The sequence below is a fragment of the Thauera sp. ZXT1-4 genome, from assembly GCF_052598215.2.
This window is the reverse complement of record NZ_JBQWSN020000003.1, coordinates 135133-160786: the sequence shown is the minus strand read 5'-3', so window position 1 is coordinate 160786 and position 25654 is coordinate 135133. Positions and strand designations below refer to the sequence as shown.

The 25654-nt window shown below is 67.0% G+C and carries 33 protein-coding genes; 12 read left to right on the top strand and 21 right to left on the bottom strand.

Annotated elements, in window-relative coordinates:
* Position 1: 1 nt before the first annotated feature.
* Genes ACUH78_RS04210 through ACUH78_RS04195 form a run of 4 tightly spaced genes read left to right on the top strand, consistent with a single transcriptional unit; the run spans position 2 to position 3479 of the window.
* Positions 2 to 1198: an ABC transporter permease gene (locus ACUH78_RS04210; RefSeq protein WP_510497550.1), complete on the top strand. Its 1197-nt coding sequence runs from the start codon at positions 2 to 4 to the stop codon at positions 1196 to 1198.
* Positions 1195 to 2454 (top strand): ABC transporter permease, encoded by a 1260-nt coding sequence (locus ACUH78_RS04205; RefSeq protein ID WP_445332784.1) that lies wholly within the window; start codon positions 1195 to 1197, stop codon positions 2452 to 2454. Before ACUH78_RS04210 ends, ACUH78_RS04205 begins: the two co-directional genes overlap by 4 nt.
* Positions 2447 to 3151: an ABC transporter ATP-binding protein gene (locus tag ACUH78_RS04200; RefSeq protein ID WP_445332783.1), complete on the top strand. Its 705-nt coding sequence runs from the start codon at positions 2447 to 2449 to the stop codon at positions 3149 to 3151. The genes ACUH78_RS04205 and ACUH78_RS04200 overlap by 8 nt, the downstream gene beginning before the upstream one ends.
* Positions 3144 to 3479, top strand: a complete 336-nt coding sequence (locus ACUH78_RS04195; protein ID WP_445332782.1) for a hypothetical protein — start codon at positions 3144 to 3146, stop codon at positions 3477 to 3479. The genes ACUH78_RS04200 and ACUH78_RS04195 overlap by 8 nt, the downstream gene beginning before the upstream one ends.
* A gap of 72 nt (positions 3480 to 3551) precedes the next feature.
* On the opposite strand, the gene ACUH78_RS04190 is transcribed toward ACUH78_RS04195, so the two are convergent.
* Together ACUH78_RS04190 and ACUH78_RS04185 are read right to left on the bottom strand one after the other, a co-directional pair.
* Positions 3552 to 3917 (bottom strand): DUF3085 domain-containing protein, encoded by a 366-nt coding sequence (locus ACUH78_RS04190; RefSeq protein WP_445332781.1) that lies wholly within the window; start codon positions 3915 to 3917, stop codon positions 3552 to 3554.
* A gap of 66 nt (positions 3918 to 3983) precedes the next feature.
* A complete protein-coding gene (locus ACUH78_RS04185) occupies positions 3984 to 4781 on the bottom strand; it encodes a GTPase (RefSeq protein ID WP_445332780.1) in 798 nt (265 codons plus the stop codon).
* Between the two features lie 496 nt (positions 4782 to 5277).
* Between ACUH78_RS04185 and ACUH78_RS04180 the strand changes: the two genes are divergently transcribed.
* The 7 genes from ACUH78_RS04180 to ACUH78_RS04150 are packed head-to-tail and all read left to right on the top strand — an operon-like array spanning position 5278 to position 8559.
* On the top strand, positions 5278 to 5541 hold the full coding sequence (locus ACUH78_RS04180; protein WP_445332779.1) for a thioredoxin family protein: 264 nt from the start codon (positions 5278 to 5280) through the stop codon (positions 5539 to 5541).
* On the top strand, positions 5541 to 5963 hold the full coding sequence (locus ACUH78_RS04175; RefSeq protein ID WP_445332778.1) for a heavy metal-responsive transcriptional regulator: 423 nt from the start codon (positions 5541 to 5543) through the stop codon (positions 5961 to 5963). The genes ACUH78_RS04180 and ACUH78_RS04175 overlap by 1 nt, the downstream gene beginning before the upstream one ends.
* The gene (locus ACUH78_RS04170) at positions 5960 to 6229 is read left to right on the top strand and encodes a thioredoxin family protein (RefSeq protein WP_445332777.1); all 270 of its coding nucleotides are present in this window, start codon (positions 5960 to 5962) and stop codon (positions 6227 to 6229) included. Before ACUH78_RS04175 ends, ACUH78_RS04170 begins: the two co-directional genes overlap by 4 nt.
* Complete coding sequence (locus ACUH78_RS04165) at positions 6219 to 6914, top strand: cytochrome c biogenesis CcdA family protein (protein WP_445332776.1); 696 nt, start codon at positions 6219 to 6221, stop codon at positions 6912 to 6914. Before ACUH78_RS04170 ends, ACUH78_RS04165 begins: the two co-directional genes overlap by 11 nt.
* Positions 6915 to 6923: 9 nt before the next feature.
* Positions 6924 to 7322 (top strand): hypothetical protein, encoded by a 399-nt coding sequence (locus ACUH78_RS04160; RefSeq protein WP_445332775.1) that lies wholly within the window; start codon positions 6924 to 6926, stop codon positions 7320 to 7322.
* Between the two features lie 26 nt (positions 7323 to 7348).
* Positions 7349 to 7663: a heavy-metal-associated domain-containing protein gene (locus ACUH78_RS04155; RefSeq protein ID WP_445332774.1), complete on the top strand. Its 315-nt coding sequence runs from the start codon at positions 7349 to 7351 to the stop codon at positions 7661 to 7663.
* Positions 7660 to 8559 (top strand): transporter, encoded by a 900-nt coding sequence (locus ACUH78_RS04150; RefSeq protein ID WP_445332773.1) that lies wholly within the window; start codon positions 7660 to 7662, stop codon positions 8557 to 8559. The genes ACUH78_RS04155 and ACUH78_RS04150 overlap by 4 nt, the downstream gene beginning before the upstream one ends.
* Here the strand turns inward: ACUH78_RS04150 and merA are convergent.
* The 4 genes from merA to merT form a co-directional block, all read right to left on the bottom strand.
* Positions 8556 to 10241 carry a mercury(II) reductase gene (merA, locus tag ACUH78_RS04145; RefSeq protein WP_445332772.1) on the bottom strand — a complete coding sequence of 562 codons (1686 nt, stop codon included), beginning with the start codon at positions 10239 to 10241 and terminating at the stop codon, positions 8556 to 8558. The genes ACUH78_RS04150 and merA overlap by 4 nt on opposite strands.
* A 116-nt stretch (positions 10242 to 10357) precedes the next feature.
* Complete coding sequence (merC, locus tag ACUH78_RS04140; protein WP_445332771.1) at positions 10358 to 10690, bottom strand: organomercurial transporter MerC; 333 nt, start codon at positions 10688 to 10690, stop codon at positions 10358 to 10360.
* Positions 10691 to 10705: 15 nt separating this feature from the next.
* Positions 10706 to 10984: a mercury resistance system periplasmic binding protein MerP gene (merP, locus tag ACUH78_RS04135; protein ID WP_445332770.1), complete on the bottom strand. Its 279-nt coding sequence runs from the start codon at positions 10982 to 10984 to the stop codon at positions 10706 to 10708.
* Between the two features lie 12 nt (positions 10985 to 10996).
* Positions 10997 to 11347, bottom strand: coding sequence for a mercuric ion transporter MerT (merT, locus tag ACUH78_RS04130; RefSeq protein WP_445332769.1), 351 nt, complete (start codon positions 11345 to 11347; stop codon positions 10997 to 10999).
* Positions 11348 to 11416: 69 nt separating this feature from the next.
* Between merT and merR the strand changes: the two genes are divergently transcribed.
* Positions 11417 to 11824, top strand: a complete 408-nt coding sequence (gene merR / locus ACUH78_RS04125) for a mercury resistance transcriptional regulator MerR (RefSeq protein ID WP_445332768.1) — start codon at positions 11417 to 11419, stop codon at positions 11822 to 11824.
* 129 nt (positions 11825 to 11953) lie between these two features.
* On the opposite strand, the gene ACUH78_RS04120 is transcribed toward merR, so the two are convergent.
* From ACUH78_RS04120 to ACUH78_RS04050, 15 genes are all read right to left on the bottom strand, one after another.
* On the bottom strand, positions 11954 to 12670 hold the full coding sequence (locus ACUH78_RS04120) for a DUF5983 family protein (RefSeq protein WP_445332767.1): 717 nt from the start codon (positions 12668 to 12670) through the stop codon (positions 11954 to 11956).
* A gap of 251 nt (positions 12671 to 12921) precedes the next feature.
* On the bottom strand, positions 12922 to 13314 hold the full coding sequence (locus ACUH78_RS04115; RefSeq protein WP_003141051.1) for a hypothetical protein: 393 nt from the start codon (positions 13312 to 13314) through the stop codon (positions 12922 to 12924).
* A 25-nt stretch (positions 13315 to 13339) separates the two neighbouring features.
* Positions 13340 to 13570 carry a hypothetical protein gene (locus ACUH78_RS04110; protein ID WP_445332766.1) on the bottom strand — a complete coding sequence of 77 codons (231 nt, stop codon included), beginning with the start codon at positions 13568 to 13570 and terminating at the stop codon, positions 13340 to 13342.
* Between the two features lie 780 nt (positions 13571 to 14350).
* Positions 14351 to 16366 carry a DNA topoisomerase III gene (locus ACUH78_RS04105; protein ID WP_445332765.1) on the bottom strand — a complete coding sequence of 672 codons (2016 nt, stop codon included), beginning with the start codon at positions 16364 to 16366 and terminating at the stop codon, positions 14351 to 14353.
* A gap of 294 nt (positions 16367 to 16660) precedes the next feature.
* Positions 16661 to 17044: a single-stranded DNA-binding protein gene (locus ACUH78_RS04100; RefSeq protein ID WP_003141056.1), complete on the bottom strand. Its 384-nt coding sequence runs from the start codon at positions 17042 to 17044 to the stop codon at positions 16661 to 16663.
* Positions 17041 to 17589 (bottom strand): DUF3158 family protein, encoded by a 549-nt coding sequence (locus ACUH78_RS04095; RefSeq protein ID WP_445332764.1) that lies wholly within the window; start codon positions 17587 to 17589, stop codon positions 17041 to 17043. The genes ACUH78_RS04100 and ACUH78_RS04095 overlap by 4 nt, the downstream gene beginning before the upstream one ends.
* Positions 17586 to 18374 carry a PFL_4669 family integrating conjugative element protein gene (locus ACUH78_RS04090; RefSeq protein WP_445332763.1) on the bottom strand — a complete coding sequence of 263 codons (789 nt, stop codon included), beginning with the start codon at positions 18372 to 18374 and terminating at the stop codon, positions 17586 to 17588. The genes ACUH78_RS04095 and ACUH78_RS04090 overlap by 4 nt, the downstream gene beginning before the upstream one ends.
* Before the next feature lie 188 nt (positions 18375 to 18562).
* The gene (locus tag ACUH78_RS04085) at positions 18563 to 19315 is read right to left on the bottom strand and encodes an OST-HTH/LOTUS domain-containing protein (RefSeq protein ID WP_166737323.1); all 753 of its coding nucleotides are present in this window, start codon (positions 19313 to 19315) and stop codon (positions 18563 to 18565) included.
* Between the two features lie 238 nt (positions 19316 to 19553).
* Positions 19554 to 20747, bottom strand: coding sequence for an STY4528 family pathogenicity island replication protein (locus ACUH78_RS04080; protein WP_445332762.1), 1194 nt, complete (start codon positions 20745 to 20747; stop codon positions 19554 to 19556).
* A 2-nt stretch (positions 20748 to 20749) separates the two neighbouring features.
* A complete protein-coding gene (locus ACUH78_RS04075) occupies positions 20750 to 21310 on the bottom strand; it encodes a DUF2857 domain-containing protein (RefSeq protein WP_011829928.1) in 561 nt (186 codons plus the stop codon).
* A gap of 17 nt (positions 21311 to 21327) precedes the next feature.
* The gene (locus ACUH78_RS04070) at positions 21328 to 22986 is read right to left on the bottom strand and encodes a ParB family protein (RefSeq protein WP_445332761.1); all 1659 of its coding nucleotides are present in this window, start codon (positions 22984 to 22986) and stop codon (positions 21328 to 21330) included.
* Positions 22979 to 23215, bottom strand: coding sequence for a hypothetical protein (locus tag ACUH78_RS04065; RefSeq protein WP_023124360.1), 237 nt, complete (start codon positions 23213 to 23215; stop codon positions 22979 to 22981). The genes ACUH78_RS04070 and ACUH78_RS04065 overlap by 8 nt, the downstream gene beginning before the upstream one ends.
* On the bottom strand, positions 23199 to 24065 hold the full coding sequence (locus ACUH78_RS04060) for a ParA family protein (protein ID WP_012584780.1): 867 nt from the start codon (positions 24063 to 24065) through the stop codon (positions 23199 to 23201). Before ACUH78_RS04060 ends, ACUH78_RS04065 begins: the two co-directional genes overlap by 17 nt.
* Positions 24066 to 24105: 40 nt before the next feature.
* Positions 24106 to 24324, bottom strand: a complete 219-nt coding sequence (locus tag ACUH78_RS04055; protein ID WP_004255100.1) for an AlpA family transcriptional regulator — start codon at positions 24322 to 24324, stop codon at positions 24106 to 24108.
* A 124-nt stretch (positions 24325 to 24448) separates the two neighbouring features.
* Positions 24449 to 25204, bottom strand: a complete 756-nt coding sequence (locus tag ACUH78_RS04050) for a hypothetical protein (protein ID WP_017244805.1) — start codon at positions 25202 to 25204, stop codon at positions 24449 to 24451.
* Positions 25205 to 25654 lie beyond the last annotated feature (450 nt).

The window sequence follows — 25654 nt, the reverse complement described above, 5'->3', positions numbered from 1 at the left end:
GATGGGCGCCGTGCTGCGGGGCATGCGCAATCCGTTTCGCCACCGGGCGCGGGCCGTGGTGGTGATCGCGCTGCTCGCCCTGGTCATCAGCCTGCTCGCCCTGCTAGTCCAGGCGGCGCTGGCCGGTCGCCAGCAGATCGCGGGGATGGAGGCGCGCGTGCGTACCCTGATCGAGCTGCGCGAGGCGGGGGCCTTCGGCACTGGCGGGTTCGGCGGAGACAAGCCGGTCGGGGAGGAACATTTCTCGGTCGATACGCTGGCGAACGTGCGGAGCATCCCCCACGCGCGCCACCTCGCCCGGGTGGACGAGTACGTCTACAAACCCGACATCGATCCTTCGCGGCGCAACGCCTACGCGATGGTGATCGGCTTGCACCCCGGCGCCGCACTGCGCGCCATCGGCGAGGTGGATTACGAGAACGCGCGGATCGTTGCAGGTCGCGCATTGAGCGCAGCGGATCAGCACGAGCGGGTCGCCGTCGTCGGGCGCCTGTATGCGCGGCAGCGTCTCGGCATCGATGATCCTGCGGTGTTCGCCCGCACCGAGCGGCAGGTGGTTCTCAACGGCCAGCCCTTCCGGGTGATCGGGATCTACACCACCGGCAACGACTTCGGCGACAACCATGTCTTCATTCCGATCGAATCCTTCCGCGCGCTCTACCGGCCTGGCGGCAAGCTCTCGAAGATCTTCGTCACGGTCGATTCCGTCGCCCATGTCGAGGCGGTGGTCGCTGACCTCAAGCGTCTGCCGGAAGCGGACGTAGTGACGACACCGGAGGCGGTCTCCACCGCCCGCACGACCCTGGGCGGGCTGGCGGCCACGAGCGCCTACGCCGCCGCCCTGCTCTTCGCGGTGGGGGCGGTACTGGTGGTATTCGTGATGGTCCTGAGCCTGCGCGAGCGGGTGCGCGAAATCGGCACGCTGAAGGCGCTGGGCGCCTCGACCGCGGAGGTGGTCGTCCAGTTTCTCGCCGAAGCCGCCACCGTGAGCGGCCTTTCCGCCTTGGGCGCGCTGCTGCTGGCGGCCCCGATGGCCGGGACGCTGGCCCGCCTCCTCGATCTGCCCGTCTCCTTCGATGGGCGGGCGATCGTGCTCATCCTGGGCGGCGCGGTCGTCTTCGCGGCGCTCGCCAGCCTCTATCCGGTCATCGGCGCGGCGCGCCTGTCCCCGGTCGAGGCGATGCGGAGGCAAGCATGATCCGCCTGGGCCTCAGGAATCTGCTGCGCAGCAAGACGCACCTCGTCCTGGTGGCGGTGCTGATCGGCATGCCGTGCTTCCTGCTGCTCATGATGCAGGCCATCGGCAGTGCGGTGGAGAAGCAGACGGCGATCCTGCAGCAGAACGTGGATAACACCCTGCAGCTTCGCGCCCGCGGTTCGATGGGGCACGTGAACATGGTGGGCAACGAGGACATCCTGCCCCAGGACGCCCTGGAGCAGGCCCGGGCGATCGAGCACGTGGCTCGGGTGGAGCCCTATCTGCTGGCCATGACGCCCACCGAGGGGCACAACTTCGCAATGGTGGTCGGGGTCGAGCCGGGCGACGCGCGGCGGCTGGAGTCCCACGGCGAGGCGGGCAACCCGCGGATCATCGCGGGGCGGGATCTCACCGAGGCCGATCGGGGCCAGCGCGTCGCCATCATCGGCCAGGGCTTCGCCCAGTGGGTCGGCATCACGGCGGACAAGCTCGACGGCGCGACCTTGACCCTCGATCTCAAGAAGACCCACCCGGTCATCTTCGCCCTCGACCGCCCGAACGCCACGCTCCGGATCGTGGGCATCTACGCCAGCGGCTACGTCTTCGGCGACATGCAGCTTTTCATGCCGCTGGACACCTTCCGCGACATCTACGGAGTTCCGGCGGGCATCTCCTGGCTGTTCGTCCGGGCGGACTCGGCGGCACATCTGCCACGGGTCGAACAGGCGCTGCGCGCCCGGCTGGGCGATACCGCCGACATCATCGCGCCCACCAATGTCGCCGAGTTTCAGAGCACGGCCACGCGCGCCGTGCGCATGCTCGCCGCCGGCGGTATCGCCCTGTCGGCCGTGCTGATGGCGGTGATCGTCTTCTTCGTCATGCTGCTGCTCGTGCGTAGCCGCGCGCGGGAGATCGGCACGCTGAAGGCGCTGGGCGCATCCGACGGGGGCATCGTCGCTGGATTCCTCACCGAGGCGGTGGCCCTGTGCCTCGCCGGGGCGCTGCTGGGCACGCTGCTCTTTGGTGCAGGCGGCGGTGCCGTCCTCCAAAGGGCCTTCGGGCTGGGCGTGGCGCCCTTCCTCCCGGCCCAGTACAAGGACACGCTCCTCGACGCGCTTGCCCTTTCCCCGGATCTCGGTCCCGGCACCCTCGCGATGCTGATCCTGATCAGCATCGCGGCGGCGTTGGCCGGAAGCAGCTGGGGCATCCGGCAGATTCTGCGGCTCTCGCCCATGGAAGCCATACGCAATGAATGACCGCAGCGAATTGATCACGCTCCACGGCGTGAGCAAGATCTACCGCAAGGGCCACGAGACCGTCGTTGCCCTGGATGGCATCGACCTCGTCCTGCCCGCGCAAGGCATGTTCGCCATCGTCGGCCCCAGCGGCAGCGGCAAGTCCTCGCTGCTCCACATCGTGGGCGCGATGGATCATCCGACGGAGGGCGAAGTCGTGGTCGCCGGTCAGTCGTTGAATACGCTCCCCGCGGCCGGACTGACGCGCTTTCGCCGCAAGACCGTGGGCTTCGTGTTTCAGGGCTTCAACCTCATCCCCAACCTGAGTGCGCTGGAGAACGTCATGCTGCCGATGGAATTCGACGGTGTGGCGGCCGCCGAGCGAAGACAGAGGGCGGGTGCGCTGCTCGACCGGGTGGGCCTCGCCGCGCGGCTCGCCCACCGGCCGGGTGAGCTCTCCGGTGGCGAACAGCAGCGCGTGGCGATCGCCCGGGCCCTGGCCAACGATCCGCCGCTGGTGCTGGCCGACGAGCCGACGGGCAATCTGGACTCCAAAACCGGCGGCATGATCTACGAACTGCTGAAGGCGATCTCCCGCGAACGCACCGTGGTGGTGGTGACCCATGCCGAAGCGCTGGCCGCCCTGGCCGACGGCATCCTGCACTTGGCGGACGGCCGACTCGCCGCGAACGACCTCAGGAGGACGAGCCATGTCTAAGTTGATTGCAGTCGGGGGCATTGCGTTGGGGGTGCTCCTGGTGATCGCCCCTGCGCCGGGATTCGCGCAGCAGGCGCTCGAAGGCAAAGTGGTGGGCAGCAAGTTGACCCATTGCGACTTCAAGCCGGGCGGCTGTGCCGGCAGCTTGAAGCTGCAGACTGCGACGGGCGAGGTCGAGATCGACGTCCCGCTCGGCACTCCGATCCGGCAGGGCAGCGAATACGTCTACCTGCCGACCCTTCGGGGCAAGGTGGTCAGCGTGGTCCTCGCCGCGGACAAGCCCGGGAAGACGGCCCGCTCGATCGATGTGAAGGCAGTGAAACCATGAAACGCGCGCAGTGAGAGCCGTTGCGCCAGGAAATGGGACGCCCCCGGAGCGGGGGCTGGGAATGTGGGACGGTCAGGTGCCTTTCCGCGTCGGCGTCACTGCCCGCAGCGACAGGTGCGTTGCAGTGGCGGACACATCGAGGTCGCCCTCGCCGCTCAGGATGAGCGCGAAAACGCCATCGTGCGGATCGAAGAACTCGCCGAAGTCATCGCCGCCGAACTCGGCGCGCGCCAGCTCCCACCAGTCATCGAACGCATCGACATCCGGGTTGCAGCCGGCGGCATAGGCGATGGTCTTCTGGCGGCCATCGGGCCGGCGCTCGCCGCGCTCGGCCAGGAAGTACACGCCCTGATCCTTGACCAGGATGACGCGGCATTGATTGACCACCGCTTCGGCGAGCACGGGCCGCAGGTCGGTGCCCTTGAATCGAACAGACATGGATGTGATCTCCAGGGAGGCAAGAAGAGAGGCTTCCCGCCGCGAGGGCGGGAAGCTGCTGGGAGGTCAGTGCCGGACAGCCTTGCGACCCGACAGGCACTGCACGCGGATGCGTCTCCAGCTCCCGTCGTCGATCAGCCGTTCCAGCGTCTCGCCGAGGGTGTCGAAGAACACATCGTCGACCCGTTCGATCGGCTCGCCGTCGCGGTGCAGCTCCACCGCGTAGAGGTCGAGGCCACGCTCATACAGCACGGTGACGCGACCCTGGAACTTCGTCGTGGCGACGGTGAAGCCGAGGGCCGGCGGCGTGCGGATGATGTCGGCGGGCAGCGGATCGACCCAGGTGATGTCCCGCGCACCGGCATCCACCAGCATGTGGGTGATGCGCCGGAAACCATCGGGAGCGGGCAACTGCTCCAGTTGGTCGACCAGCTCCTGCAGCTCGGGGCAGCGCGGCTCGGGGATCGGCAGCTTCGCCGGTGCGGACCCGAGCACGAACCGCTTCACCGTGTAGGGCTGGCCGTAGCCGGTGAACTCGGTGTGCTCCTCGGGCGTGTCCGCTCGCTGACCGTCGAAGCGGCGTCTGACATAGGGTTCGACCTGCACCTTGGCGCCCTCGTCGGGCACCTCAGTCACGAGCGCCCGGTCGAGCACCGCGAACTCGGCCCGCCCCGTCTTGACGACGATGGCCTCGTCGGTGGTGGCGATGACCTTGCCCTCGAAAGGCTTCGGGTCGATGTGAAAGCCCAGCATCGAAACCTTGGGCTGGCCGTCGAAGATGTTGAACTTGAACGAACGGACGTTGGAAGGCACATGACCGACGACAAGCGTTGGCATCTGTGCACGGATGGCTTGGGTATCCATGGGGAGACTCCTTGTGGCAACCAAGGGACTCCCGCCCGCAAGGGAGGTCTGTCCCTTGAGGGTGAGGTGGATGGACGCGGGTGCGCCCGGAGAACGAAACAACCAGCACGGCGAACCGCGCCGCAGTCTCGAAGGTCTCGACTGCCTGGGCATGCTGCCGGCAACGCCAGCGAACATGCGGGAAGCGTGCGGCAGACGTGGGAGCCCGTCGTCCGGGAATCGGCGACGCGCCGTCACCGCCTTCCATGAAAAGGAAGCGTCCCGCGGGGGGCACGCAACGGGGGGCTACTCGCCTTCGTACAACGGCAATCCGGGAACTGAACCCACGTTCGCGCCAATCCAGACGGTATTCCTCGACCTTGAAAGCGTGGATTCGATGATGCGTCCGACCGTTCTGCTTGACTCTTGAGTGCACTCCAAGGTTTATCCTTAAGTCGTGGGGTAGTACGCATCCGCGTGGCTGCAACGCATCACGAACATCAACAGGAGCCTTGAAATGACTGCCAAACGCAAAGTCGAGGTGTTCAGCGCCGGCTGCCCAGCCTGCACCGATGTCGAAACCCTTGTAAAAAGCCTGGCCTGCTCCTCGTGCGAAGTCGATGTGCTCGACATGCGCGACTTGGCCGTCGCACAGCGCGCAAAGGCGCTTGGCGTGCGCTCGGTGCCGGCAGTGGCGATCGACGGCCGGCTCGCCGGCTGCTGCACTGATCGCGGTGTCGATGAGGCGAGCCTGCGCGCCGCCGGCCTCGGCCAGCCCTGATGCTGACCATCGGCAAGCTGGCAAAGGCCGGGGATATCAGCCCCGACGCGCTGCGCTATTACGAGCGCGAGGGGCTGCTCGCCCCGGCGAGCAAGACCGACGGCGGCTATCGCCTCTATGGCGAGGATGCGGTGCGGCGGGTGCGCTTCATCCAGCACGCCCAGGCTTGCGGCTTCACGCTCGCGGAGATTCGCGAACTCTTGCATCTGCGCCAGGCCGACGGCGCATGCTGCGATGACGTGAAGAGCCGCGCCGTCGAGAAGAAGCTCCAGCTCGCCGCCAAGATTCGCGCCATCCAGGCGATGTCGGCGGCGCTCGACGTGCTGATCGCCGAGTGCGCCGGAGGGGCACTGCCGGTCGATGACTGCCCGATCCTGGCGGCCCTGGAAGCGGTCAGCGGTGAAGCGGAGCGCATGCCATGAAGATCGAGCTGTTCTACACGCCTGGCTGCGCCAAGTGTGCCGGGACGACAACGGCGCTCAAGGCGGCTGCGGTTGTCGCCGTGCCCAGCGTCGAGTGGTGCGAGGTCGACGTGCTCGATGATCTCGACCGCGCGGTCGATCTGGGCGTGCTGACGCTGCCGGCGCTCGCCATCGATGGCGAGTTGGCGTTCGCCACGCTGCCGACCGTCGAACAGCTCATTGCCGAACTCCATCGGCGCAATGAGGGGCGTGGCCATGGAGCTTGAAACGCTGGCGCAGCTCGCGTCCCGAAGTGTAGGTGTCGCCAGCGGCATCAGCCTGCTGGCCGGGCTGCTGTTCAGCGTGAGTTCCCTGGCAATCGCTGCGCTGCCGGTGTCGCTCGCCTATGTGACCCGCGCCCGCGAGCCACGAGAGGCCGTCCGTTACGGCCTGGCCTTCCTTGCAGGGCTGGTCGCCGCCCATGCGATGCTGGGCGCCGTGGCGGGACTGGGCGGTCAAGGGGTACAGCAACTGGCCGGACGTTGGTGGGGGCTGCTGCTCGGCCCCTGGCTGATCGTTCTGGGACTGCTGTGGGCAGGGTGGATCAAGCTGCCCTTGCCCAGTATCGGGTTCAGAGCCAAGCGCGTCGGGAGTAGCTGGGGCGCGTTCGCGCTTGGCATCCCGTTCTCGGTCGCCGTCTGCCCGTCGTGCACTCCGGCGCTTGTCGTGCTGCTGGGCGCGGCGGCGGCCAGCGGCTCGCCGTTGTTCGGCGCGGCGATGTTGACCAGTTTCGCCATTGGTCGCGCCATTCCCCTGGCCCTGGCGGCAGTCGCGCTGGAGTGGATCGAGGAGATGAAGCCGCTCGGGCGGTTCCGCCGCGCCTTCGAGCTAACCGGCAGCCTGCTGCTGGTCGTCTCCGGCCTGTATCTGCTCAATGGCTACTTCGCCTTTTTCCCCTGGCTCACCTGGTAGGCGCACGCGATGAAGACCGATTCGTCGCAGCTTCGGCAAAACGCCGTCAGTTGGCTGACGCTTTTCACCTCAGCCGGCACGCTGGTCTGCTGCGCACTGCCGATCGTGTTCGTCATGCTGGGCCTGGGCGCCGCCGTGGCGGCCGTCACGAGCGCCGCACCGTTCCTGGTCACGCTGGCCCTGCACAAGGCCTGGGTGTTCGCGGGTTCCGGACTGATGCTGCTCGTTTCCGGCTGGCTGCTCTACCGGCCTGGGCGAGCCTGTCCGAGCGATCCCGAGTTGGGGCGCCTGTGCGAGAGCGCCCAGCGCTGGAACCGGCGGATTCATGGGGTCTCGGCCATCCTTTGGGGCGTCGGCTTCTTCGCCGCCTATCTGGCGCTGCCGATCCGCATCTGGCTCGGGGTCTGAGCGTCCCATCATCGAAGGAGATCATCGTGATGCAAAGATATCTGAAACACTTGGCAGCAGCTTTGGCGCTGTGCCTGCCACTGATGGCCTTCGGCGCGGAGCGCCTGGTGGTGGACATTGCCGTCAAGGGCATGACCTGCCCGTTCTGCGCCTACGGGCTGGAGAAGAATCTCGGTAAGGCACGCGAGGTCGATCATGCGAGCGCGAGCCTGAAGGGGCAGAACGTCCGCATCGTGCTCAAACCCGGCGCGCAGGCCGATCTCGACCGCTACAAACAGCTCATCCATGATGCCGGCTTCACGCCCGGCGAGGCGAAGGTATCCAAGGAAGAAGCCAAATGAACGTCCCGCCCGGAAACATCCTGGCGCTGACCATGCTGTGCGCCTGGGCGGGGGCCGCCAATGCCGCGCCGCTGACCTTCAATACGGCCTTGCCCATCTCCAAGGACGAGTGGATTCTGCGCGAGCAGTTCGTCTACATGAAGAGCACCGACGACCCATCGTCGATGAACCGCCGCATGGAGGTTTCCGGCCTGATGTCCGTGCTGGGTTACGGGGTCAGCCGCGACTTTGCGGTCTTCGCCGTGCTGCCTTATGCCGACAAGCGGCTGTCGATGAACATGGGCGGGGCGGACGTGACACGCAGCCAGGCGGGTTTCGGCGATGCGACATTCATGGGCCGCTACACGGCCTTTGAAGTCAACGCGACAGGGCATACCTTCCGCATCGCGCCGTTTCTCGCCGTCACGGCGCCGACCGGCGATGACCGCGCAACCGATCGCCTGGGACGGTTGCCGCCGATGCTCCAGCCAGGCTCCGGCTCATGGGACTGGCTGGGCGGCGCGGTGGCGTCCTTTCAATCGCTGGACTGGGGCGCGGATGCCCAGCTTGCCTATCAATCGAATGGCGAAGCCAACGGCTTCCGGGCTGGTGCGGTCACTCGCCTCGACCTGTCGGTTCAGCGCCGATTGTGGCCCGGCACGCTGGGCGAAGGTGTCCCCAGCTTTCTTTACGGCGGGCTGGAAGCCAACCTCATTCACGGCGCCAAGGATCAGGTCAACGGGACTGACGATCCAAACTCGGGCGGCACGACGCTGTTCCTCACCCCCACCGTGCAGTACGTAACACGCAAGTGGGTGCTCGAAGCGGGCATTCAGATACCGGTCTCGCAGCGCCTGAACGGCAGCGCGCTCAGGAACGACTACATCCTGACCACCGGCTTCCGGCTCAATTTCTAGCCGGCGCAGCAGGACAACGCCTTCACATCCTTCTTGAATGTCTGCGCCGCCAGCTTCAGCCCCTCGACCATCGTGAGGTAGGGGAACAACTGGTCGGCCAGTTCTTCCACCGTCATCCGGGCACGGATCGCCAGCGCGGCCGCCTGGATCAGTTCGCCCGCCTCTGGCGCGACCGCCTGCACGCCGATCAGCCGACGCGTGCCTTCCTCGATCACCAGCTTGATGAAGCCGCGGGTATCGAAGTTGGCGAGCGCGCGCGGCACGTTGTCGAGCGTGAGCGTGCGGCTGTCGGTCTCGATCCCCTTGAGGTGGGCCTCGGCTTCGGACAGCCCGACGGTGGCGACCTGCGGGTCGGTGAAGACCACGGCCGGCATTGCGGTGAGATCGAGCGCCGCCTCCCCGCCGGTCATGTTGACGGCGGCGCGCGTGCCGGCCGCCGCCGCGACATAAACGAACTGCGGTTGGTCGGTGCAGTCGCCGGCGGCATAGATATCCGGCGCGCTGGTGCGCATGTGGTCATCGATCACGATGGCGTCCTGCTTGTTCACTGCCACGCCGGCCGCTTCGATGTTCAGGCTGCGCGTGTTCGGGCTGCGGCCGGTGGCGATCAGCAGCTTGTCGGCGGAGAGCTCGCCGTGCCCGGTCGTGAGCACGAATTCGCCATCCCGATGAGCGACCTGACTCGCCTGCGTGTGCTCCAACACCTCGATGCCCTCGGCACGGAATGCCGACGTCACCGCCTCGCCGATGGCCGGGTCCTCGCGGAAGAACAGCGTGCTGCGCGCCAGGATCGTGACCTGGCTGCCCAACCGGGCGAAGGCTTGCGCCAGTTCGACGGCCACCACCGACGAGCCGATTACCGCCAGCCGCACAGGGATCGTGTCGCTCGCCAGCGCCTCGGTCGAGGTCCAGTACGGCGTGTCCTTCAGGCCGGGGATCGGCGGGATCGCCGGACTCGCGCCGGTCGCGATCAGGCAGCGGTCGAAACTCACTTCGCGCGTGCCGCCGTCTGCGGTCGCCACGGTCAGCGTGCGCGCGTCCTTGAACCGGGCCTCGCCCGCCAGCCGCGTGATGGATGGATTGCCGTCCAGAATGCTTTCGTACTTGGCTTGGCGCAGTTCCTCGACGCGCGTTTGCTGCTGGGCAAGCAGCCGCTCGCGCAGGATGGCCGGCGTCGCCGATGCGATGCCGTCGTCGAACGGGCTCGCCGCGCGCAGATGGGCGATGTGCGCGGCGCGGATCATGATCTTGGACGGCACGCAGCCGACATTGACGCAGGTGCCGCCGAGGGTGCCGCGCTCGATCAGCATCACCCGCGCGCCCTGCTCGACGGCTTTCAGCGCCGCGGCCATCGCCGCCCCGCCGCTGCCGATGACGGCGATATGCAGCTTGCCGTCGCCGTGGCCGGTCTTGTCCATGCCGCCAACCCATTCGCGCACCTTGTCGAACAGCCCGCCACGCGGCGGCGCAGTCGGCGAATCAGCCAGCGCGGCCCGGTATCCGAGTCCGGCGACGGCGGCGAGCAGAGCGTTGGTCGAAGTCTCTGTGGTCATGGCCAAGGTTGCATTGCCCTTGGCGTAGGACACCTCCGCCGAACGCACGCCGGGCACCCGCTCCAGCGCTTCCTTGACATGGGCCGCGCACGATTCGCAGGTCATGCCGGTGATTCTCAGTTGTGTCATGGTCGCATTTCTCTTGTCGTGACCGCTTCATCCGTGTTTAGGGGGGAGTGCGCACTCTTCCGGCCCGCAGCGGCGGTTGGCCGGTGACACCAGATCCCAGATCGACACACCGACCATCAAGGCATTCCCGTGTAGACCAGGGGCCGCATCCACGCGGTGCCAAGCAGCCAGACCGTGCCGACGATGACGATGGCTGGGCCGACCATGCCGAGCAGACTGCGGTGCCATTGCCGGTGGCGCAGCCAACCCAGCGCGTTCGCCACCAGCGCCAGGGCGGCGAACAGCGGCAGCAGCCGTGAAATGAACAGGCCTTCGTACTGCTGGAGGAAGCCCAGCCCGATGGCCGCACCCAGACTGGCGAGCGCCGGAAAGCAGGCCGCGCAGCCCATCGCGGAAACGACGGTACCCAATGCCCCGGCCTTGTTGGCGATACGCGCAATCGGTGTCATGGGGCTACTCCATGCTCAACGCTTGACGCTGGACGGATAGCCGGCGTTCTCGGTGGCCTGGGTCAGTTTCCGCACGGAGGTCTTGGCGTCGTCGAACGTCACGACCGCTTCGCGCTTGTCGAAGCTCACGTCGACCTGGCTGACGCCCTCGACCTTGGAGAGCACCTTCTTCACCGTGATCGGGCAGGCAGCGCAGGTCATGCCGGGCACGGCGAGCGTGATGGTCTGGATGGCGGCCCAGGCGGGCGTGGCGACGATGGCGGCCAGGGCCACGAAGGCGGCAAGTTTCTTCATGATGATCTCCTGTCAGTAGAACAGCGGAAGGACGTAGGGGAAGGCGAGCGCGACCACCACCAGCGCGGTCACGATCCAGAAAATGAGCTTGTAGGTCGTGCGGACCTGCGGAATCGCGCAGACCTCGCCCGGCTTGCAGGCATGTGCTGGCCGGAAGATGGCGCGCCAGGCGAAGAACAGCGCGACGAGCGCCGAACCGATGAAGATCGGCCGGTACGGTTCCAGCACGGTGAGGTTGCCGATCCAGGCGCCGGAAAAGCCGAGCGTGACCAGGACGAGCGGGCCGAGGCAGCAGGTCGAGGCGAGGATGGCGGCGAGGCCACCGGCGGCCAAGGCGCCGCGACCGTTCTTGGGTTCAATCATGGAAATCCTTCCGGGTCTTGGTCTGATGCGATAACGTTACTTCCGTAGTCAACTACGGAATCAAGCACCATGAACCATGATCCTGAAAGCCTGACCATCGGCGCCTTCGCCAGGGCGGCCGGGGTCAACGTCGAGACGATCCGCTTCTATCAGCTCAAGGGGCTGCTGCCGAAACCGGACCGGCCTTACGGCAGCATCCGCCGTTACGGCGAGGCGGACGTGGCGCGGGTGAGGTTCGTGAAGGCCGCCCAGCGGCTGGGCTTCAACCTGGACGAGATCGGGCAGCTTCTGAAACTGGAAGACGGCACCCATTGCAGCGAGGCGGCGGAACTGGCTGCCTTACGGCTGGACGACGTGCGCGCCAAGCTGTCCGACCTGACCCGGATCGAGGCAGCCTTGTCCAAGCTGGTCGGCGAGTGCCATGCGCACCAAGGCAATGTGTCCTGTCCGCTGATCGCCGCCCTGCATTGCCGATAGGTCGCGGATTGGCCTGGGCATCAGGGAAGCGCCATGGACGTCAGATATCTCGTCTTCTGAAAACGGCGGCCGCCACCGAGTTCGATGAAAAGGAAGAGCCCCGACATGGGGGCTCGAATGGGTTGCGGGTTACTCGTCGTCGTAGAGCGTCAGCCCGTCCAGCACGGGCGCGTCGGCATCGAAGATCAGCAGGCGCACGTCGGCGAGCGCAGCCAGGTGGAGCACCTCGACGAGGGACTCCGGCATGCCTTTCCGGCGATGCTCTCGCCGCAACCGCTCGGCGGTGATGCCTTCGACCCGTTGCAGGTTCTCGTCCGTCCAGGGCGTGGCGATCAGCTTCACGCCGACCGCCGGGCTGTAGGGAATGCGGAAGGCAACGAACAGGAAACGGGTCGGCGTGTCGATGTCGGCCAGGTTGGCCAGATAGCGGCCGGCCTCCTCGGTGATGTGCGCCGAACTGATTTCCCAGGCACGGCTGTAGAAGCCGGTCTCGAAGCGCAGGCGGCGCACCACCTCGCGCGCGGCTTCCTCGGAGTAGGTATCGCCGACGTGCAGCGGCTTGCCGGCTTCTTCGGCCATGACGGCGTAGACGAGGTTTCGGGCGATGCCGTGGCTGCGGCATTGCGTGTCCAGCTCGGGCGGCACGTTCTGGCCCTCGGTGATCAGCGCGAAGTCGTCGCAGAAGATGCAGGCATGGCGCTCGACCTGGCTGTCCGGCAGGTGCGACTGCGAGGCGTGCAGCGGGAGGTAGCTCAGCGGGCAGTCGTCGTCGTAGGAAATGGCGAGGAGCCGCTGCACGGACAGGCCGTCGTAGCCGCGGACGAAGGGGTTGTTGGAATGGGACATGGGATTCCTCCAGCAGAGGATGGCCGAGGCAATCCCCTGCCGGGGATTGAACCCCAGCGGGTGGATGAAGTGGCAGCCGGTCAGCCGGCTGCGGCGTCGGACCGCCCTGGTGGCGGGCGGTGCAGGTCAGTGGAAGATGTTGATTCGGGACATGGCCGCTCCTGCGAAAAGAAGGAGGGACATGGCCCCGAACGGGGACGCATGTCCCTCGTGGGGTGGGATGAAAGGACGGTGGGTTGCCAGGGCGCGGCTCACCAGCCGTTGTAGTGCAGCGTGAGGTCAGCGATGACCTGGCGCCGTTCCAGATCGAGGCCGCCGAAGTCGGACAGCCCCTCGAAGCCGCAACGCTTGAGCATCGCGCCGCCCTCGCGGGAGTTGTAGAAGCTCACCATCGCGGACAGGAACATGCGTTGACCGCTGCTCAGCACGCCCAGGGCGTCGTTGAGCATCAGCATGTTGGGCCGCAGGTCCCACTTGGTGGTGGCACGCTGCAGACCTTCGCGTGTGCCGTCGCCGAACCACTCGTGGCCGGCGATCTGCGCGCCGCGCTTCCAGGCCTCGAAGAAGGCCTGCGGTGCAGCGTCGAAGTGCGCCTGTTCCAGCGCCATCTGATCGAGCACGTCTTCGGGTAAAGACAGATTCATGAGAGAACTCCTTGAAGGGTGGGAATCAGGGGTGAGCGCGCTGTGTCCAGGCATGGGTATCCAGGGCGCGCTGTGCTGCGAGGTGGTTCGGGAAATACTCGACGGACTCCCGCGATACCGGGCCTTCGTCGTCTTGCGTGCCGATGTAGTGGCCGGCCGCGCTGCGCAGCACCTGTAGCGGCAGACGCTTGCCGGTCCAGGCCAGCGCACCACTGCGCACTGCGGTTGCAGAGGAAGATGCGGAAGGTTCAGACATGCCGTGCTCCTTGGTGGGTCGGGGAGCACGCATCCCGCAGGGGATGGGGTTCCCCTCGGGTGGTTGAGAAAAGTGCATCGTCGCCAGGCCGGCGAGCGTCCGCGGTGGGCGATGCGAAGCGGACTGGATCGGTCAACGCGGCGAACCGCGTTGCAGTCTTGAAGACCGAGACTGCCAGGGCATGCCGCTGACGACTGTCAGCAACGCATGGCGTGAGGATGGGCGCGAGGCATGGCTGCCGTCGCAGGGAAAACCGAATCGCGGACGGCCCGCTTTAGGGCAGGCCCGCGTCACGGGACAAGGCAAGGACCAGGGCGCCGAAGGCCACGCGGGCCTTCGGCTGGAGAGGAAGGAAAACCACCTGTGGGCTGCGTCAGCGCAGGCCGTCGTCAAAGCCGTTCGCTGCGTCAGCAATCGCACCCGGCCCGTTTCGTGGCTGGGGCCGGAAACCTCTGGCGTGCATCCACACACAAAGGGAGCCCGTTGTTCCGCCGGCGGGCACCGGCACGGAATACCCTCGGCCCAAGGGGCCTCCTCACGGCTCGCGCGGCGGCAAGGCGTCAGGAAGCCCCTCGTGGCCGAGGCAAGGCACACCGATCAAGGGAATGGCGGCGGGCGCGATTCGTGGAGCAATGACCTTCTCGCCCCGTCGCCCGATGGCGGGCAGACGGGGCGCGCACACCGTTGCAGAAGGAGACGCGCGCTTTGGAGTCCCGCGCGGTGCGGGACGTTTGCCTCGCCGCCAGTGAAGTGGCCGGCGCGGCAGGGGGGAAGCGAGGATCAGGACGCCTTGGAGGCAGCGCGCCGCTTGCGCGGTGCGCTGCGCCGGCCCGTCGGGGACTCGATCGGCAACGTGCCCTTGCAATCCGGGTAGCGCGAACAGGACCAAAACGCGCCGCTCTTGCCCGTGCGCTGCTGCATCGGTGCGCCGCACTGCGGGCAGGCCGGCGCCGGCGGCAGCTTGAGCGAGAGCGTCGCGCCGCGGTACTGCTGCACGAGCTGACCGACCCACACGGACTGCTTCTCGATGAAGGTGTCCAGCGCCATCTGGCCGGCCTCGATCATGTCGAGCGCCTGCTCCCACACCGCCGTGGTGCCGGGGTCGGCGATGGCCGAGGGCACCGCGTTGATGAGCGTGAATGCCGTGTCGGAAGCGCGGACGGCGCGGCCTTTCTTGACCAGGTAGCCGCGACCGATCAGACCGTTGATGATGTTGGCGCGTGTCGCCTCGGTGCCGATGCCGGTGGTATCTCGCAGCTTCTGTTTCAGCCGCGGGTCGGTCACGAACTTGGCGACGGTCTTCATGGCCTTGATCAGCTCGCCCTGCGTGTAGGGCTTGGGCGGCAGGGTCTTCAGTGCCTTGAGATCCACCTTTCCGACCGGGCAGGACAGGCCCGCATGCAGGGCGGGCAGTAACTGACTGCGCTGCGCATCCTCGCCATCGGCATCGTCCGGCCCCGGCGTCGCCAGCACCTCGCGCCAGCCGATGACGGCGATCTGCTTGCCCACGGCCGCCAGCGACTGACTGCCGCACGAGAACTGCGCCACCGTCCGGTCGAACTCATGGTGCGGGAGGAACTGCGCGAGGTAATGAGCGCGGATCAGCCGGTAGACGGCCAGTTCCTTCTCGTTCATGGCCGACAGGTTGGCGGGCTCCAGCGTCGGGATGATGCCGTGGTGAGCTGATACCTTGCCGTCGTTCCACGCACGCGAACGCTGGTTGCGGTCGAGGCGGTCGATCAAGGGGCGCAGGCCGGGATCGGTCTTGGCCAGACTGTCCAGCACCGTCGGCACTTCGGCAAGCATGTTCTCGGGCAAGTAGCCCGAGTCAGAACGCGGGTAGGTCGTGGCTTTGTGCGTCTCGTACAGCGCCTGGGCAATGTCCAGCGTCTCCTGTACGTCGAGGCCCAACTGCTTGGAGCACACCTCCTGCAGCGTGCCCAGGTCGAACGGCAGCGGCGGTGCCTCGCGCACGCGCTCGGTGTCCACCGACACGACCTGCGCATCGCGTGCCGCGCGAATGCGATCCGCAGCCTGCTGCGCCACCGGCTGCTGAAGGCAGCGACCCGTTGCATCCGTGCTGCCTTCGGGCGGTATCCAGCTCGCGGTGAAGGACTGGCCGGCATGGGATAGCAGCACGTCCACGGCCCAATACGGCACGGAGACGAAGCGCGCGATCTCGCGATCACGATCCACCACCAACTTCAGTGTCGGCGTCTGCACGCGCCCCACCGACAGCACGCCGGTATAGCCGGCCTGGCGCCCCAGCAGTGTGAACAAGCGGCTCAGGTTCATCCCGATCAGCCAGTCGGCGCGCGATCGGGCGAGTGCGGAGAAATACAGCGGCAGCGTCTCGGCGGACGGCTTGAGCGCACCCAGCGCTTTGCGGATCGACGCATCGTTGAGCGCCGACAGCCACAGGCGCTGAATCGGCCCGCGGTAGCCGCATAGGTCGATGATCTCGCGGGCGATCATCTCGCCCTCGCGGTCGGCGTCGGTCGCTATCACCAGCTCGCCCGCCTTGGCGACGAGCTGCTGCACGACCTTGAATTGCGCCGCGGTCGCCGCCTTGGGCTCGACACGCCAACGCTCAGGAAGAATAGGCAGTTGCTCGATGGCCCAGCGCTTGTATTGTTCGCCGTAGCCTTCGGGCGGAACCGCCTCCACCAGATGACCGATGCACCAGGTCACGACGACACCCGCGCCGCTGTAGCAGCCGTTGCCGCGTTGGCCGGCGCCCAGCACACGGGCGATGTCCTTGCCCTGGGACGGCTTCTCGCACAGAAACACGCGCATGAAGCCTCCTTGGAAATGTGCGGTTCATCGGATGGGCGTCAGCTTGGCGGGGCCAGGAGATGCCGGCAGCAAGGAAGCCGATTGATGCAGACACCGCTTTGTGATCGGCAGGCGGTCCGTTGCCGCAGCGGTGTGCATAGATCGCAGGAGCTGGCACAGCAAGAGCGTCGTTTCGGGAGGGCGGCTGGAACGCTGTGGACGACCTTGGAGCTATCCCCTGGGGATAGCTCGCTGGTGCATCGCGGGCGTATGACGGTTGCTACAGCCGCCCTCGGGGGAACGGCGATGGGCGAATTACTGTCCGCCGGCCGGCTTGGTGCTGAGCGCCACCGACTCGATGCGGTACGGCAGGATGCCCACGCGCCGCGCCTCGACCTTGAACGTCACGCGCTCGTTCTCGTCGGCGTCCTCCCATTCGTCGCGCACGGTGCGGCCCTCGACCAGCACCCGCATACCTTTCTGGTACAGCGTCTTCCAGTGCTCGGCATCGCGGTGCCACAGCTCCACGGGCGCCCAGAAGCCACCGCGATCTTCGTACTCGCCGTCCTTCTTCGGGATCGGGTTGTCGAAGTAGACGTTCAGGCGAAGCAGCCGGCGCGGCTCGTCGTTGCCGTTCGGAAATTCGCGGTAGTCCGGCGCAGAACCGATGTTGCCCTCGCCGACGAAGTGCGTGCTCATGGTGACTCCTTGGTGGTGGGTGGAACGGCCGCGGTATGTCCGTGGACACGTCGCAGGTAGGCCGCTTCGGCCTGGGCGGCCTTGCTGGCGCATTCCAGGGCTTGGCGAGCGATGCTGTGGGTCAGGCTGATCTGCATGTTCAGCACGATGCGCTGCAGTTCCATCGCGTACAGCTCGTCGATCAGCGAGGCCGGCGTCGCGGGGTTGGCAAGCAGGGCCTCCCACAACGCCACGCCCATGGAGGAATGGTCGAGGTTGCGCCAGCGCAGGAAGGTCGTCCCTGCGCCAGTGGCCTGCTGGGCCAGTTGCACGTCGAGCAGGCTGAAGGGGTAGGCGCGCGCCTGGGGCAGCACGCGCCGCTGCGCCAGGCCAATCACGTCGTCGCGCAGCGCTGCGCACTGGCTGGCCCAGGCCTCCAGACTCCCCTTACCCTTAAAAGGCTGTAAAAGGCCTTTTAGGTAGCCTGCGTGTTCCAGCCGCTGGAAGTCCGCCTGTTCCAGCGCCACGAAGCGCGTGGAGTGGCTGATGGGGGGCGATGCCGTCATGCGTCAGCACCCTCATTACCCGTCGCTGGATTGGCTGCGCCATCCGTGTGAGCCGGCGCGTCGGGCTCGATGGCGGGCGAAGCAGGCGGCGTGCCGGGCTTGGTCGTCCGCCGCGCGATCGGTGGCGCGAAGCGCGAGCGACGCGTGCCTTCCAGCACGTCCTGCGGCAGCTCGCCGAACTTCTCCAACGCCGCTCGCGCCGCGGCGTTCTTCGCCGCGAAGTCGTCGCGCGTCGTGCCCGAGTAGCGGTACTGCTGGGCCAGCGAGAACAGGCTGCGCAGCGCGTGCGCGCCATCATTGAGCCAGCGCTCCAAGGTGCTGCGGTCGATCAGCGCCGTGTGGTGCGCCAGGATGAGTTTGCGCGCCAGGTCGTCGTAGTCGGCCAGCAGGTACACCGCCATGAAGCCGAGCTGCGCATTCACGAACAGCGGCAGCTTCACCGGCTGCACATTCATGTTCTCGCCCAGCGATAGCGCCGGTGGCACGTCGGCCAGGGCCTGATCCACCTGGTCGCGCAGGGTCTGCAGGCGGGTCTTGGTGTCGGCGAGCTTGTCCTCGATCCGCAACATCCACCAGTCCGAGTACGGGTCGTCCTGCTCGGCGCCGCGCTTCATCTTGTTCATGGCGCCGATGAAGCCGTTGAGACCGATGATGCCTGGGCGCCCCTCGGTCGGCGCGCGGCCGTGCCAGATGCGCGAAGCGTGGTGCGTGTGCAGCGTCAGCGACATCGCGCTGCGCAGCGATCCGAGATTCAGTTGCAGGGGTTCTGTGCGTTCGTTGGCCATGGGAGCGACTCGCGGTGAATTGGCGAGTCGCCAGCATCGGCATCGGCCGGAAGGCTGTCAGTCAACAAACCGCAGCCCATGCGCGCCCGGTTTGTTCCGCGCGGAAGGTTGTGTGTGCCGGCTATCCCCTGGGGATAGCTCGGCGGATGTGTTCGCGGCTCGCGCGGAGGTGAGACCGCGTTGCGGGGCTATGCTTCGCGAGGTCTGTACCAGGCGGCCCGTTGCCCCTCCACCTCACGGTAGCGAAGCTCGAACAGGCGGCACTCATGCACCACCTGCCGCCAACTGCTGCAGCCGTACTTGGCTGGAAGCTGCTCGGGATGCCGGTCCGCGATCCAGCGGCCAGCGGCGGCGATGGGTGTCCAGCCCTCGACGGCCAACTGCGCGGCGGCCTCGCGCAGCGCGCGGACGATGCCGGCGGCCGGCCAGTCCACCGTGCCGTCCGGCGCGATGCCATTGACCACCAGGTCGTGGAACACATCCGACTGGACGAACTCCGCTGCCAGGCGCCGCGCCTGATCCATGTGCTCGGCCCAGCCGCGCAGCTGCTCGAAGTGTTGATCGATGCGCGTGTAGGCGGAACCGAGTTCGTCCTGTGCAACGCGGCACCCGTCCACGGTCCATAGATCGTGCTGATCGATGAAGTGGTGCACCAGGGTGTTGCGCAGCGATACCAGGTCTTTGAGGTCGGCCTGGGTGTTGGCGTAGTCCTGCGCAGACAGGCTCAGTTGCACGCGCGTGCGAAAGGAAATCACGTCGCCGGGAAGAGCGTCGTCGCGTTCCTCGCCGCCATTTCCATCGGTGACGACATACGAACCAAACAGTTGTCCGACCAACGTGCCCAGGGTCTTGGTCGCGGCATCTTCAATCCGCGCTGCGCGAATGGCCTCCAGCGAATGCGCCGGGCCTGAAATCTCGTGGTGGGCCACGATGGCTTTCATGAGGCGCTCGTATTGTTGAAGGCGCAGCAGGCATCTGCCCAGCAAGCGCTGAACGTCTTGCTGTAGTGGTTGCAGTGCGTTTGTGGCGGGGGAAGTCGTCATGTCCATCGTCGGCCGGGCTCGTGCGTGGCTGTCCTCGTCTGATTCACAGGCGACAGTTTCGCCTGTCATTCGGCGGGCGACAATCGAGCGCGGCGGAAAGATGTCTGTTCCAGCTATCCCCTGGGGATAGTCAACATCAGCGATCACGCAAGGCTTCTCGGAGCTGAGCCAGGTAGGCTCGTGCGACCTCGGGGTCAGCCGCACGGGATGCCGGCGGTGACGAGGGCGCAGGTGACGGGGGCGCTGGCGGTGCCGATGCACTTTCTCCGGCCCAGGCCTTGAACTCCCCGCGGATCGCCTTCTGGATGATGCCAAACAGGTAGCCGGCTGGGTTGCGTACCGCGCTGTTGTGGCAGCGTGCCGCCCACTCGTCGAGAACGGCCTGCCTCTGCGCCTCGTCCACCTGCTGCAGCGCCACCAGCGCGCCGGCCTGCTGCTCGTCCTTCAAGCGCAGGAAACGGTCCGGCAGCCGCAGGTTCTGCAAGGCCCTCGCGCGCGGTACTGTACGTACTTCATTTATACGATCATTACGTACTGTACGGTCCTCCTTCGGAATCCGAAGGGAGCCGTCCGGCGCGGGTTTCGGCCCTGCTTCGGATTCCGAAGACGGGCGCGCAGCATTCCGAAGAAGGGCTTCCTGGCCTTCTTCGGATTCGTGGTCCGCACCCTCCTGTGGATAACCTGGCGTCGTCCAGCCATGCCGCGCCATGCGCTGCGCCAGCACTTGCAGGCGGGTCGGCAGCGTGCGCCCGCTGAGCAGCGGGTCTTCGGCGATCTCCCGCAGCGTGTTCATGCCCACGACCTGCACCGCCTTCGCCGCGTGCGTGAGCGCCTGACTGACCAAGCCCAGGTAGTCCGGGTCGAGCTGCATCGCCTCGAAGGGCGACAGCGGTTCGTCGTGCAGCACGTAGAGGTTGCCTTGGATACGGCCGGTCCTGGGATCGCGCCGCCGCCGCACCAGGCTGAGCCAGCGTGTCAGCCGCAGCAGCGTCAGGGCGCGCGCCACGGTCTCGTGCGAGGCTTGTGCCGCGCAGGGCATCGAGGCCAAGTAGGGGCGCAATTGGTCGTAGGTGGGAAAGGCGGTCACGCCGTCGTCGTTGAGCTGCAGGCGGAACACCTGCCAGGCATTGCGCTCCAGCGGCGTCAGGCGCCGGTCGAGGAACAGCGCGCGCGGGACGCTCTCGTGCCGGTTGCCGCTGTAGAGAAAGCAGTCCTGGCTCGGCGCCGTGCCCTGCGCCGGTTCCTTCGGCTCAAGGTGCCGCAGCGCCTCGTCGAACAACGCCGACAGCGCAACCGGGCCATCGCGCCGTGGTGCGCTGCCCGTGGTCATGGCTACACCAGCCCCTGGTCGATCCAGTTCCGTATCGCCGACCAGATCACCGACATGGGCAGGGTCATGGCCTCGGCCAGGTCCATGGTCAGCGCCAGCATCGCCATGTCGTCGGTCAGGGCGATATGGCGCTCGGTGACGCCGGCCTTCCAGCGCTCCCACAAGGCCACGTCCTGCGCCTCGTCGAGTACCGGATGCCGGCCCTTGCGCTTGGGCAGCCCGAGGATGTCGCGGCGCAGCGCCACTTCCTGATGCGTGAGGCCGTAGAACTTGCTGACCATCTCCGTGCTCGCCCCCAGGCGCAGCATGCGGTCCACCGTGGCGATCTCCCGCTCCACGTCGTGCACCTGGCTCAGCAGCCGCTTCAACACTTCCCGGTTCACCGACACCGAGCACCACGACACCGTGGCATTCACCAGCATGCTCACGAGTTCGGGGTGCTTTAGCGCATCCAGCTCCTCCTCGCCGAAGCCCATCGCCTTGCAGCGGCGCAACTGCCCGTTGCGCAGGTCATGCAGCGCCTGGGCGATCACGGCCTGGTTGAGCGGGTGCGGTGCCGACATACGGGAGCCTCCTGCGCTCAGGAATCCTGGCTCGCTACGCCGGCTTCCAGATCCAGCAGCCGGCGCGCCAGGCGCAGCAGACGGAACAGCTTCACCAGCGCAGCATCGCTCAGGCGTGTAGCCGAGCCGCCATGGCCATGCAGCAGCGCAGCCAGCTCGTCGGCCAGCCGCGCGCGGTCCACTCCGTTCGCGGAGGGCGGCGCCGCACTCAGCACATGCAGCAGGGTCAACACCGCCCGCGCGAACGCCGGCAGCGCCTGCGCCTGACCCACGGCCGGCGCCACGCAGACGAAGCCGATGCCGCCGTCGATGGCCTCGATGTGGTCGGCCACCGCCGCGTCCCCGGCAATCTCGCGCGCGAACTGCGCGATGTGCACGCGCAGGCGATCCGGCGCGTCCAGCCCCGGCTCGATGTACCAGACGTCCGAGATGGGATAGAGCCCGCCAGCCTGCACGGGGATCGCACGCAGCGCGTCGACCTCGAAGTCGGGCAGCTTGTCGCCGAGCTGGTCCGCGACCATCCGCTGGATGGACTGCAGGCGCTCGGTGGTCGGTGCCGGTGTCACGATGTGCCCTTGCAGGCGCTCGTCGCGTTGCCCGTGCTGGTCCTCCGGCGCTTCGGGCGATGCAAGCGGTGTCGCTGCTGGCGCCGAAGGCGCGACCGGCGTGGTGTCGCGCGGCACAGACGAGGCGGGTGGCTGCCGAGGCGCGGAGACCGGCGGGGGAGGGCCAGCAGGCACGACAGGCGCTGCCGGTGGCGTCGGTGCCGCCGGTTCGCTGGTCAGCGCACGCTGGCGGCTTTCGCTGTCGTTGATCTCCAGCGCCAGCGTGTCGTAGTCCGCCTCCAGCAGCTCGGCCATCTGGCCGACCAGCTCGTCCTGCACCCGCTGCGGCGAGAAGTCGTCCGGCTGTGTGTCGAACTGCGTCAGCACGTCCTGAAACAAGGTGGCGAAGTCCACAGTCACGGTGCGGCCCAGCGCACGCCGCTCCCAGGTGCGCTCGCACGCCTTGCGCAGCACCGCGAGCCGGTCCACCTGATGCCGGCCCAATCCGCCGTACAACAGCGTCGGGATCGCCGGCAGTAGATAGCGCACCGCATCGTTCATGCGGCTGATGTGTGACTGCGGCACCGGATAGCCGTCGGCAGTCAGTCGCCGCGCGAGTTCGCTCTGCGACAGCGCCTGGCCGCTTTCCTGCTCGTAGAACTCGCGCGCCTTCTCGATGCCCAACGCCCGCTCGATGAAGGTCAGCCCGCCGCGCAGCTCGTTCTCGGCCAGATGCCCGGTCAGCGCCACGATTTCGCCGCGCGCCGGCCACGGGCGGAACAGGCACGCAATGCGGAAAAAGCGCTCCTCCTTGGTCTCGCTCCACAACTCGCGCAGGATCGCCAGCCGCGTGTTGCCGCCGTTGCGAATGATGTAGTGCGCCTCGCCCGGCCTGCGCGTGATCGCGGGGGGCGCGTCCAGCCCACGTTCGCGGATGGACGCCTTGATCTCCGCATAGGCCGGGTTGCGCGTCACGCGTGGGTCGTGGTCGTAGGGCCGCAACTGGTCCAGCGTCACCACCATCGGCGTGTCGGCGATGGGGTCGCTCAAGGTCGCGGCCGAAGGGCCGCTGCGCTCGAAGCCGGTGGCCAGCAGCTTGGCAGCCATGTCCTGCGGCGTCAGCTCAGCCACGGCCATTCTCCTGCGCTTGCCGGTCGGCGCGGCGAAGCTGTGCGCGGGCATTGCGGTCGGCACGGTTGTCGCTCGCCGTCGAGCTGGTGTAGATCGACGCGCAGCCTTGCTTCGTGAATTTCAGGTGCCCGCCGGACGTGCGAACCACGCGCCAGCCTTCGCCCAGCGCGAACTCGATCAGCGCGCGCAGCCGTTCGCGGCCGCGCGCCAGTTCATGCGCGCTCGCCATGGCCGGCCCCTCCCGCATCGGCCCGACCGGTGACCAGCGCGAAGCGCTCCCGCCACACGGGGAACAGTTCGCCGGCCAGCGTGCGCATGGTCTCCAACGCCGCGGGCGCCGTGCGCCCAGCCGGCTGCCGGTACTCCACCCGGTGCACCGGCAATCCTCGTGTCGCAGCGCGCGGATAGGCTTCGATGGCCGGTACGTCGGTGCCCAGCACCTGCACGCCGGCCTGTTCCTGAAACACCTGTCGCAGCGCCTGCTGGACCAGCCGCGCATTCGACGACACCGGATGCACACGGTTGATGAGCAGACGCAGCGGCGGCGGCTCGATGCCCAGGTGCCGATACGGCGCGATGTCCTCGATCAGCTGCAGCGTGCCGCGCCGCAGCTCGCGCGCCGCGAGGATCTCCGGCGTCACCGGCGACAGCGCCAGGTCGGACGCCAGCACCGCCATCTCCAGCAGCACGCTGCGCGCGCCCTGGGTGTCGACCAGCAGCAAGTCATAGTGCGTGCGGAAGACGGGAAGCAAATGGCGCAGTCGCAGGCGCCCATCCGGTGCGTGCAGCAGCAGCGTGTTCAGTTCGCCGCGGTCGTCGTTGGAGAGCACCAGGTCCAGGCCCGCGATCGCGGTGCGCGACACCAGTTGCTCGATGCGCCGTTCGTTGAAGGCCAGCATCTCGTAGATGCCGCCGGGCGCGCGCACGTCCAGCGTGAAGTAGCTCGACAGCGTGGGCTGCACGTCCAGATCCAGCAGCAGCACGCGCAGCCCGGCATCGGCGATGAAGCCGCCCAGGTTGGCCGCCGTCGTGGTCTTGCCCACGCCGCCCTTGGTCGAAATGATGGACACCACCTGCATGAGCTTCTCCTCGTCGAATGGCATGAACCGAGAAGAAGCGTCAGGCGCGTTCTTTGAGGCGATCAGCGATCCACTGTTCGATCTCCACCGAGTCCCAGCCCACCGCGCGCACGCCCAGGCGCAGCGCCTTGGGGAACTTGCCTTCCTTCATCAGGCTGTAGATGTGCGCGCGCTTGAAGCCGGTCTTGGCTTCGACCTCGGCGCGGCGCAGGATGCGGTGCTCGGGCGGCAAGGCCGGCGCGATGGTCTGCGAAGACATGAGAGGCACTCCTTGACGCTCGATGGCGTTGTTCAGAAAGTGCCTCGCATTCCACATGCTGCTGCTGCGGAATTCACTGCAACTGCAGAACACGCAACTGCAATTGCAGTCTGCTGTTACAGGCTCAGCGCGATGCCTCCAGGTGGCGACGCGCCTGTGCCAGCTTGCTCCACAGCGTCCGCTCGCTGATGCCGGGCCGCCCTTCATGGTGGGCCAGTAGCGCACTGACCACCGCATCCATGTTGCGGAAGGACGAGTAGGCAGAGCCCGCGGGGGACTTGCCCAACAGCAATGTCAGCAGGCCGCCGATGATGTTCAGGTAGGTCGATTCGCTGCGCAGGCCCGGCTCACGCGCATCGCCCTCTCGGATGCGAATGGCATGCTCCTTCGCCAACGCTTCGTGCTGCGCCTTCAGCGCCGTATGCAGTTGTGCGAGTTCGGCAAGCTGCAGCTTGGCGGCCTCGCGATCGGCCAGCAACACGTTCAGCATGGCGACGCTCACCGCAGGGTGCAGTTCGCGCTCGATGCCGTCGAACAGGAACGGAGGCCGCTCACCGGGGTAGTAATGCGACATCCACGCCTTCAGGTCGACGTGGCGCACGATCAACGCAGGATCGTCGAGTGCGGGGCGCTGAGATTCCTGCGCCATGCCTGCCTTGCCATAAGAAAGTTCATCGTGTGCCAGTGCGTCGAAGATGCGCTCGGAAAAAAGGCGCAGCAAGGGCCAGCGCGGAAAGTCGTTCGGCTCGGGCATGGCCCGTGGCCCGAGCGTTTCAAGAATCCGCGGCTCAAAGCGCAACAGGCCCGCCCAACGGATGGCCGCCTCGATCGGGCGGTAGTAGATCCTGGCGCCAAAGGCAAGGCAACTCGATTTCTCCATGTCGCGTGCGTCCCATCGTCGGATCGAACTCCGGCAGACGCGCACCGCCCAAGTGGGCGAGGCGATTGCCCAGAAATCCGGATGAAGCGCAGGGCCGGCCGGCATCGTGGAAGGAGGCGTTGCATCGGCGCTGACGGCCGGCCAAGGGCAAACTACATCTTGCTACGCTTGAAACTCCTCAACCATAATGCGGGCGCTTTGCCTTTGGACCGGCACGCGGCTTGGTGGTCGCGCTCCCCTGGAATCAAGCATGGGTGCCGCGCTTTACCCGAAACCTGGTCAAAGTTTTCCGTAGGAATTCCAACGGCGTAAAGTGCCAATGCGTCAATCGGATGAGCCGGTTTGCAACCAGCAAAAGCTCATGCGTTCCGCGTCAGTGAAATGACCGCGGCGGCGAGCCCGCAGGCGGGTGCTGGAGTACAGAAGGGCGCAGCAATTGCGTCGAAACTG

Bases quoted from the DNA above. Each gene is read 5' to 3' on its own strand.
- ACUH78_RS04115 (WP_003141051.1), bottom strand. From the start codon at position 13,314: ATGAATCTGTCTTTACCCGAAGACGTGCTCGATCAGATGGCGCTGGAA.
- ACUH78_RS04175 (WP_445332778.1), top strand. From the start codon at position 5,541: ATGCTGACCATCGGCAAGCTGGCAAAGGCCGGGGATATCAGCCCCGAC.
- ACUH78_RS04205 (WP_445332784.1), top strand. From the start codon at position 1,195: ATGATCCGCCTGGGCCTCAGGAATCTGCTGCGCAGCAAGACGCACCTC.
- merA (WP_445332772.1), bottom strand. From the start codon at position 10,241: ATGACACAACTGAGAATCACCGGCATGACCTGCGAATCGTGCGCGGCC.
- merT (WP_445332769.1), bottom strand. From the start codon at position 11,347: ATGATTGAACCCAAGAACGGTCGCGGCGCCTTGGCCGCCGGTGGCCTC.
- ACUH78_RS04075 (WP_011829928.1), bottom strand. From the start codon at position 21,310: ATGTCGGCACCGCACCCGCTCAACCAGGCCGTGATCGCCCAGGCGCTG.
- ACUH78_RS04110 (WP_445332766.1), bottom strand. From the start codon at position 13,570: ATGTCTGAACCTTCCGCATCTTCCTCTGCAACCGCAGTGCGCAGTGGT.
- ACUH78_RS04195 (WP_445332782.1), top strand. From the start codon at position 3,144: ATGTCTAAGTTGATTGCAGTCGGGGGCATTGCGTTGGGGGTGCTCCTG.
- ACUH78_RS04200 (WP_445332783.1), top strand. From the start codon at position 2,447: ATGAATGACCGCAGCGAATTGATCACGCTCCACGGCGTGAGCAAGATC.
- ACUH78_RS04210 (WP_510497550.1), top strand. From the start codon at position 2: ATGGGCGCCGTGCTGCGGGGCATGCGCAATCCGTTTCGCCACCGGGCG.
- ACUH78_RS04100 (WP_003141056.1), bottom strand. From the start codon at position 17,044: ATGAGCACGCACTTCGTCGGCGAGGGCAACATCGGTTCTGCGCCGGAC.
- ACUH78_RS04060 (WP_012584780.1), bottom strand. From the start codon at position 24,065: ATGCAGGTGGTGTCCATCATTTCGACCAAGGGCGGCGTGGGCAAGACC.
- merR (WP_445332768.1), top strand. From the start codon at position 11,417: ATGAACCATGATCCTGAAAGCCTGACCATCGGCGCCTTCGCCAGGGCG.
- merP (WP_445332770.1), bottom strand. From the start codon at position 10,984: ATGAAGAAACTTGCCGCCTTCGTGGCCCTGGCCGCCATCGTCGCCACG.
- ACUH78_RS04170 (WP_445332777.1), top strand. From the start codon at position 5,960: ATGAAGATCGAGCTGTTCTACACGCCTGGCTGCGCCAAGTGTGCCGGG.
- ACUH78_RS04080 (WP_445332762.1), bottom strand. From the start codon at position 20,747: ATGACCACGGGCAGCGCACCACGGCGCGATGGCCCGGTTGCGCTGTCG.
- ACUH78_RS04050 (WP_017244805.1), bottom strand. From the start codon at position 25,204: ATGGAGAAATCGAGTTGCCTTGCCTTTGGCGCCAGGATCTACTACCGC.
- ACUH78_RS04190 (WP_445332781.1), bottom strand. From the start codon at position 3,917: ATGTCTGTTCGATTCAAGGGCACCGACCTGCGGCCCGTGCTCGCCGAA.
- merC (WP_445332771.1), bottom strand. From the start codon at position 10,690: ATGACACCGATTGCGCGTATCGCCAACAAGGCCGGGGCATTGGGTACC.
- ACUH78_RS04180 (WP_445332779.1), top strand. From the start codon at position 5,278: ATGACTGCCAAACGCAAAGTCGAGGTGTTCAGCGCCGGCTGCCCAGCC.
- ACUH78_RS04150 (WP_445332773.1), top strand. From the start codon at position 7,660: ATGAACGTCCCGCCCGGAAACATCCTGGCGCTGACCATGCTGTGCGCC.
- ACUH78_RS04055 (WP_004255100.1), bottom strand. From the start codon at position 24,324: ATGTCTTCGCAGACCATCGCGCCGGCCTTGCCGCCCGAGCACCGCATC.
- ACUH78_RS04065 (WP_023124360.1), bottom strand. From the start codon at position 23,215: ATGGCGAGCGCGCATGAACTGGCGCGCGGCCGCGAACGGCTGCGCGCG.
- ACUH78_RS04085 (WP_166737323.1), bottom strand. From the start codon at position 19,315: ATGAAAGCCATCGTGGCCCACCACGAGATTTCAGGCCCGGCGCATTCG.
- ACUH78_RS04105 (WP_445332765.1), bottom strand. From the start codon at position 16,366: ATGCGCGTGTTTCTGTGCGAGAAGCCGTCCCAGGGCAAGGACATCGCC.
- ACUH78_RS04090 (WP_445332763.1), bottom strand. From the start codon at position 18,374: ATGGCCAACGAACGCACAGAACCCCTGCAACTGAATCTCGGATCGCTG.
- ACUH78_RS04095 (WP_445332764.1), bottom strand. From the start codon at position 17,589: ATGACGGCATCGCCCCCCATCAGCCACTCCACGCGCTTCGTGGCGCTG.
- ACUH78_RS04120 (WP_445332767.1), bottom strand. From the start codon at position 12,670: ATGTCCCATTCCAACAACCCCTTCGTCCGCGGCTACGACGGCCTGTCC.
- ACUH78_RS04185 (WP_445332780.1), bottom strand. From the start codon at position 4,781: ATGGATACCCAAGCCATCCGTGCACAGATGCCAACGCTTGTCGTCGGT.
- ACUH78_RS04165 (WP_445332776.1), top strand. From the start codon at position 6,219: ATGGAGCTTGAAACGCTGGCGCAGCTCGCGTCCCGAAGTGTAGGTGTC.
- ACUH78_RS04160 (WP_445332775.1), top strand. From the start codon at position 6,924: ATGAAGACCGATTCGTCGCAGCTTCGGCAAAACGCCGTCAGTTGGCTG.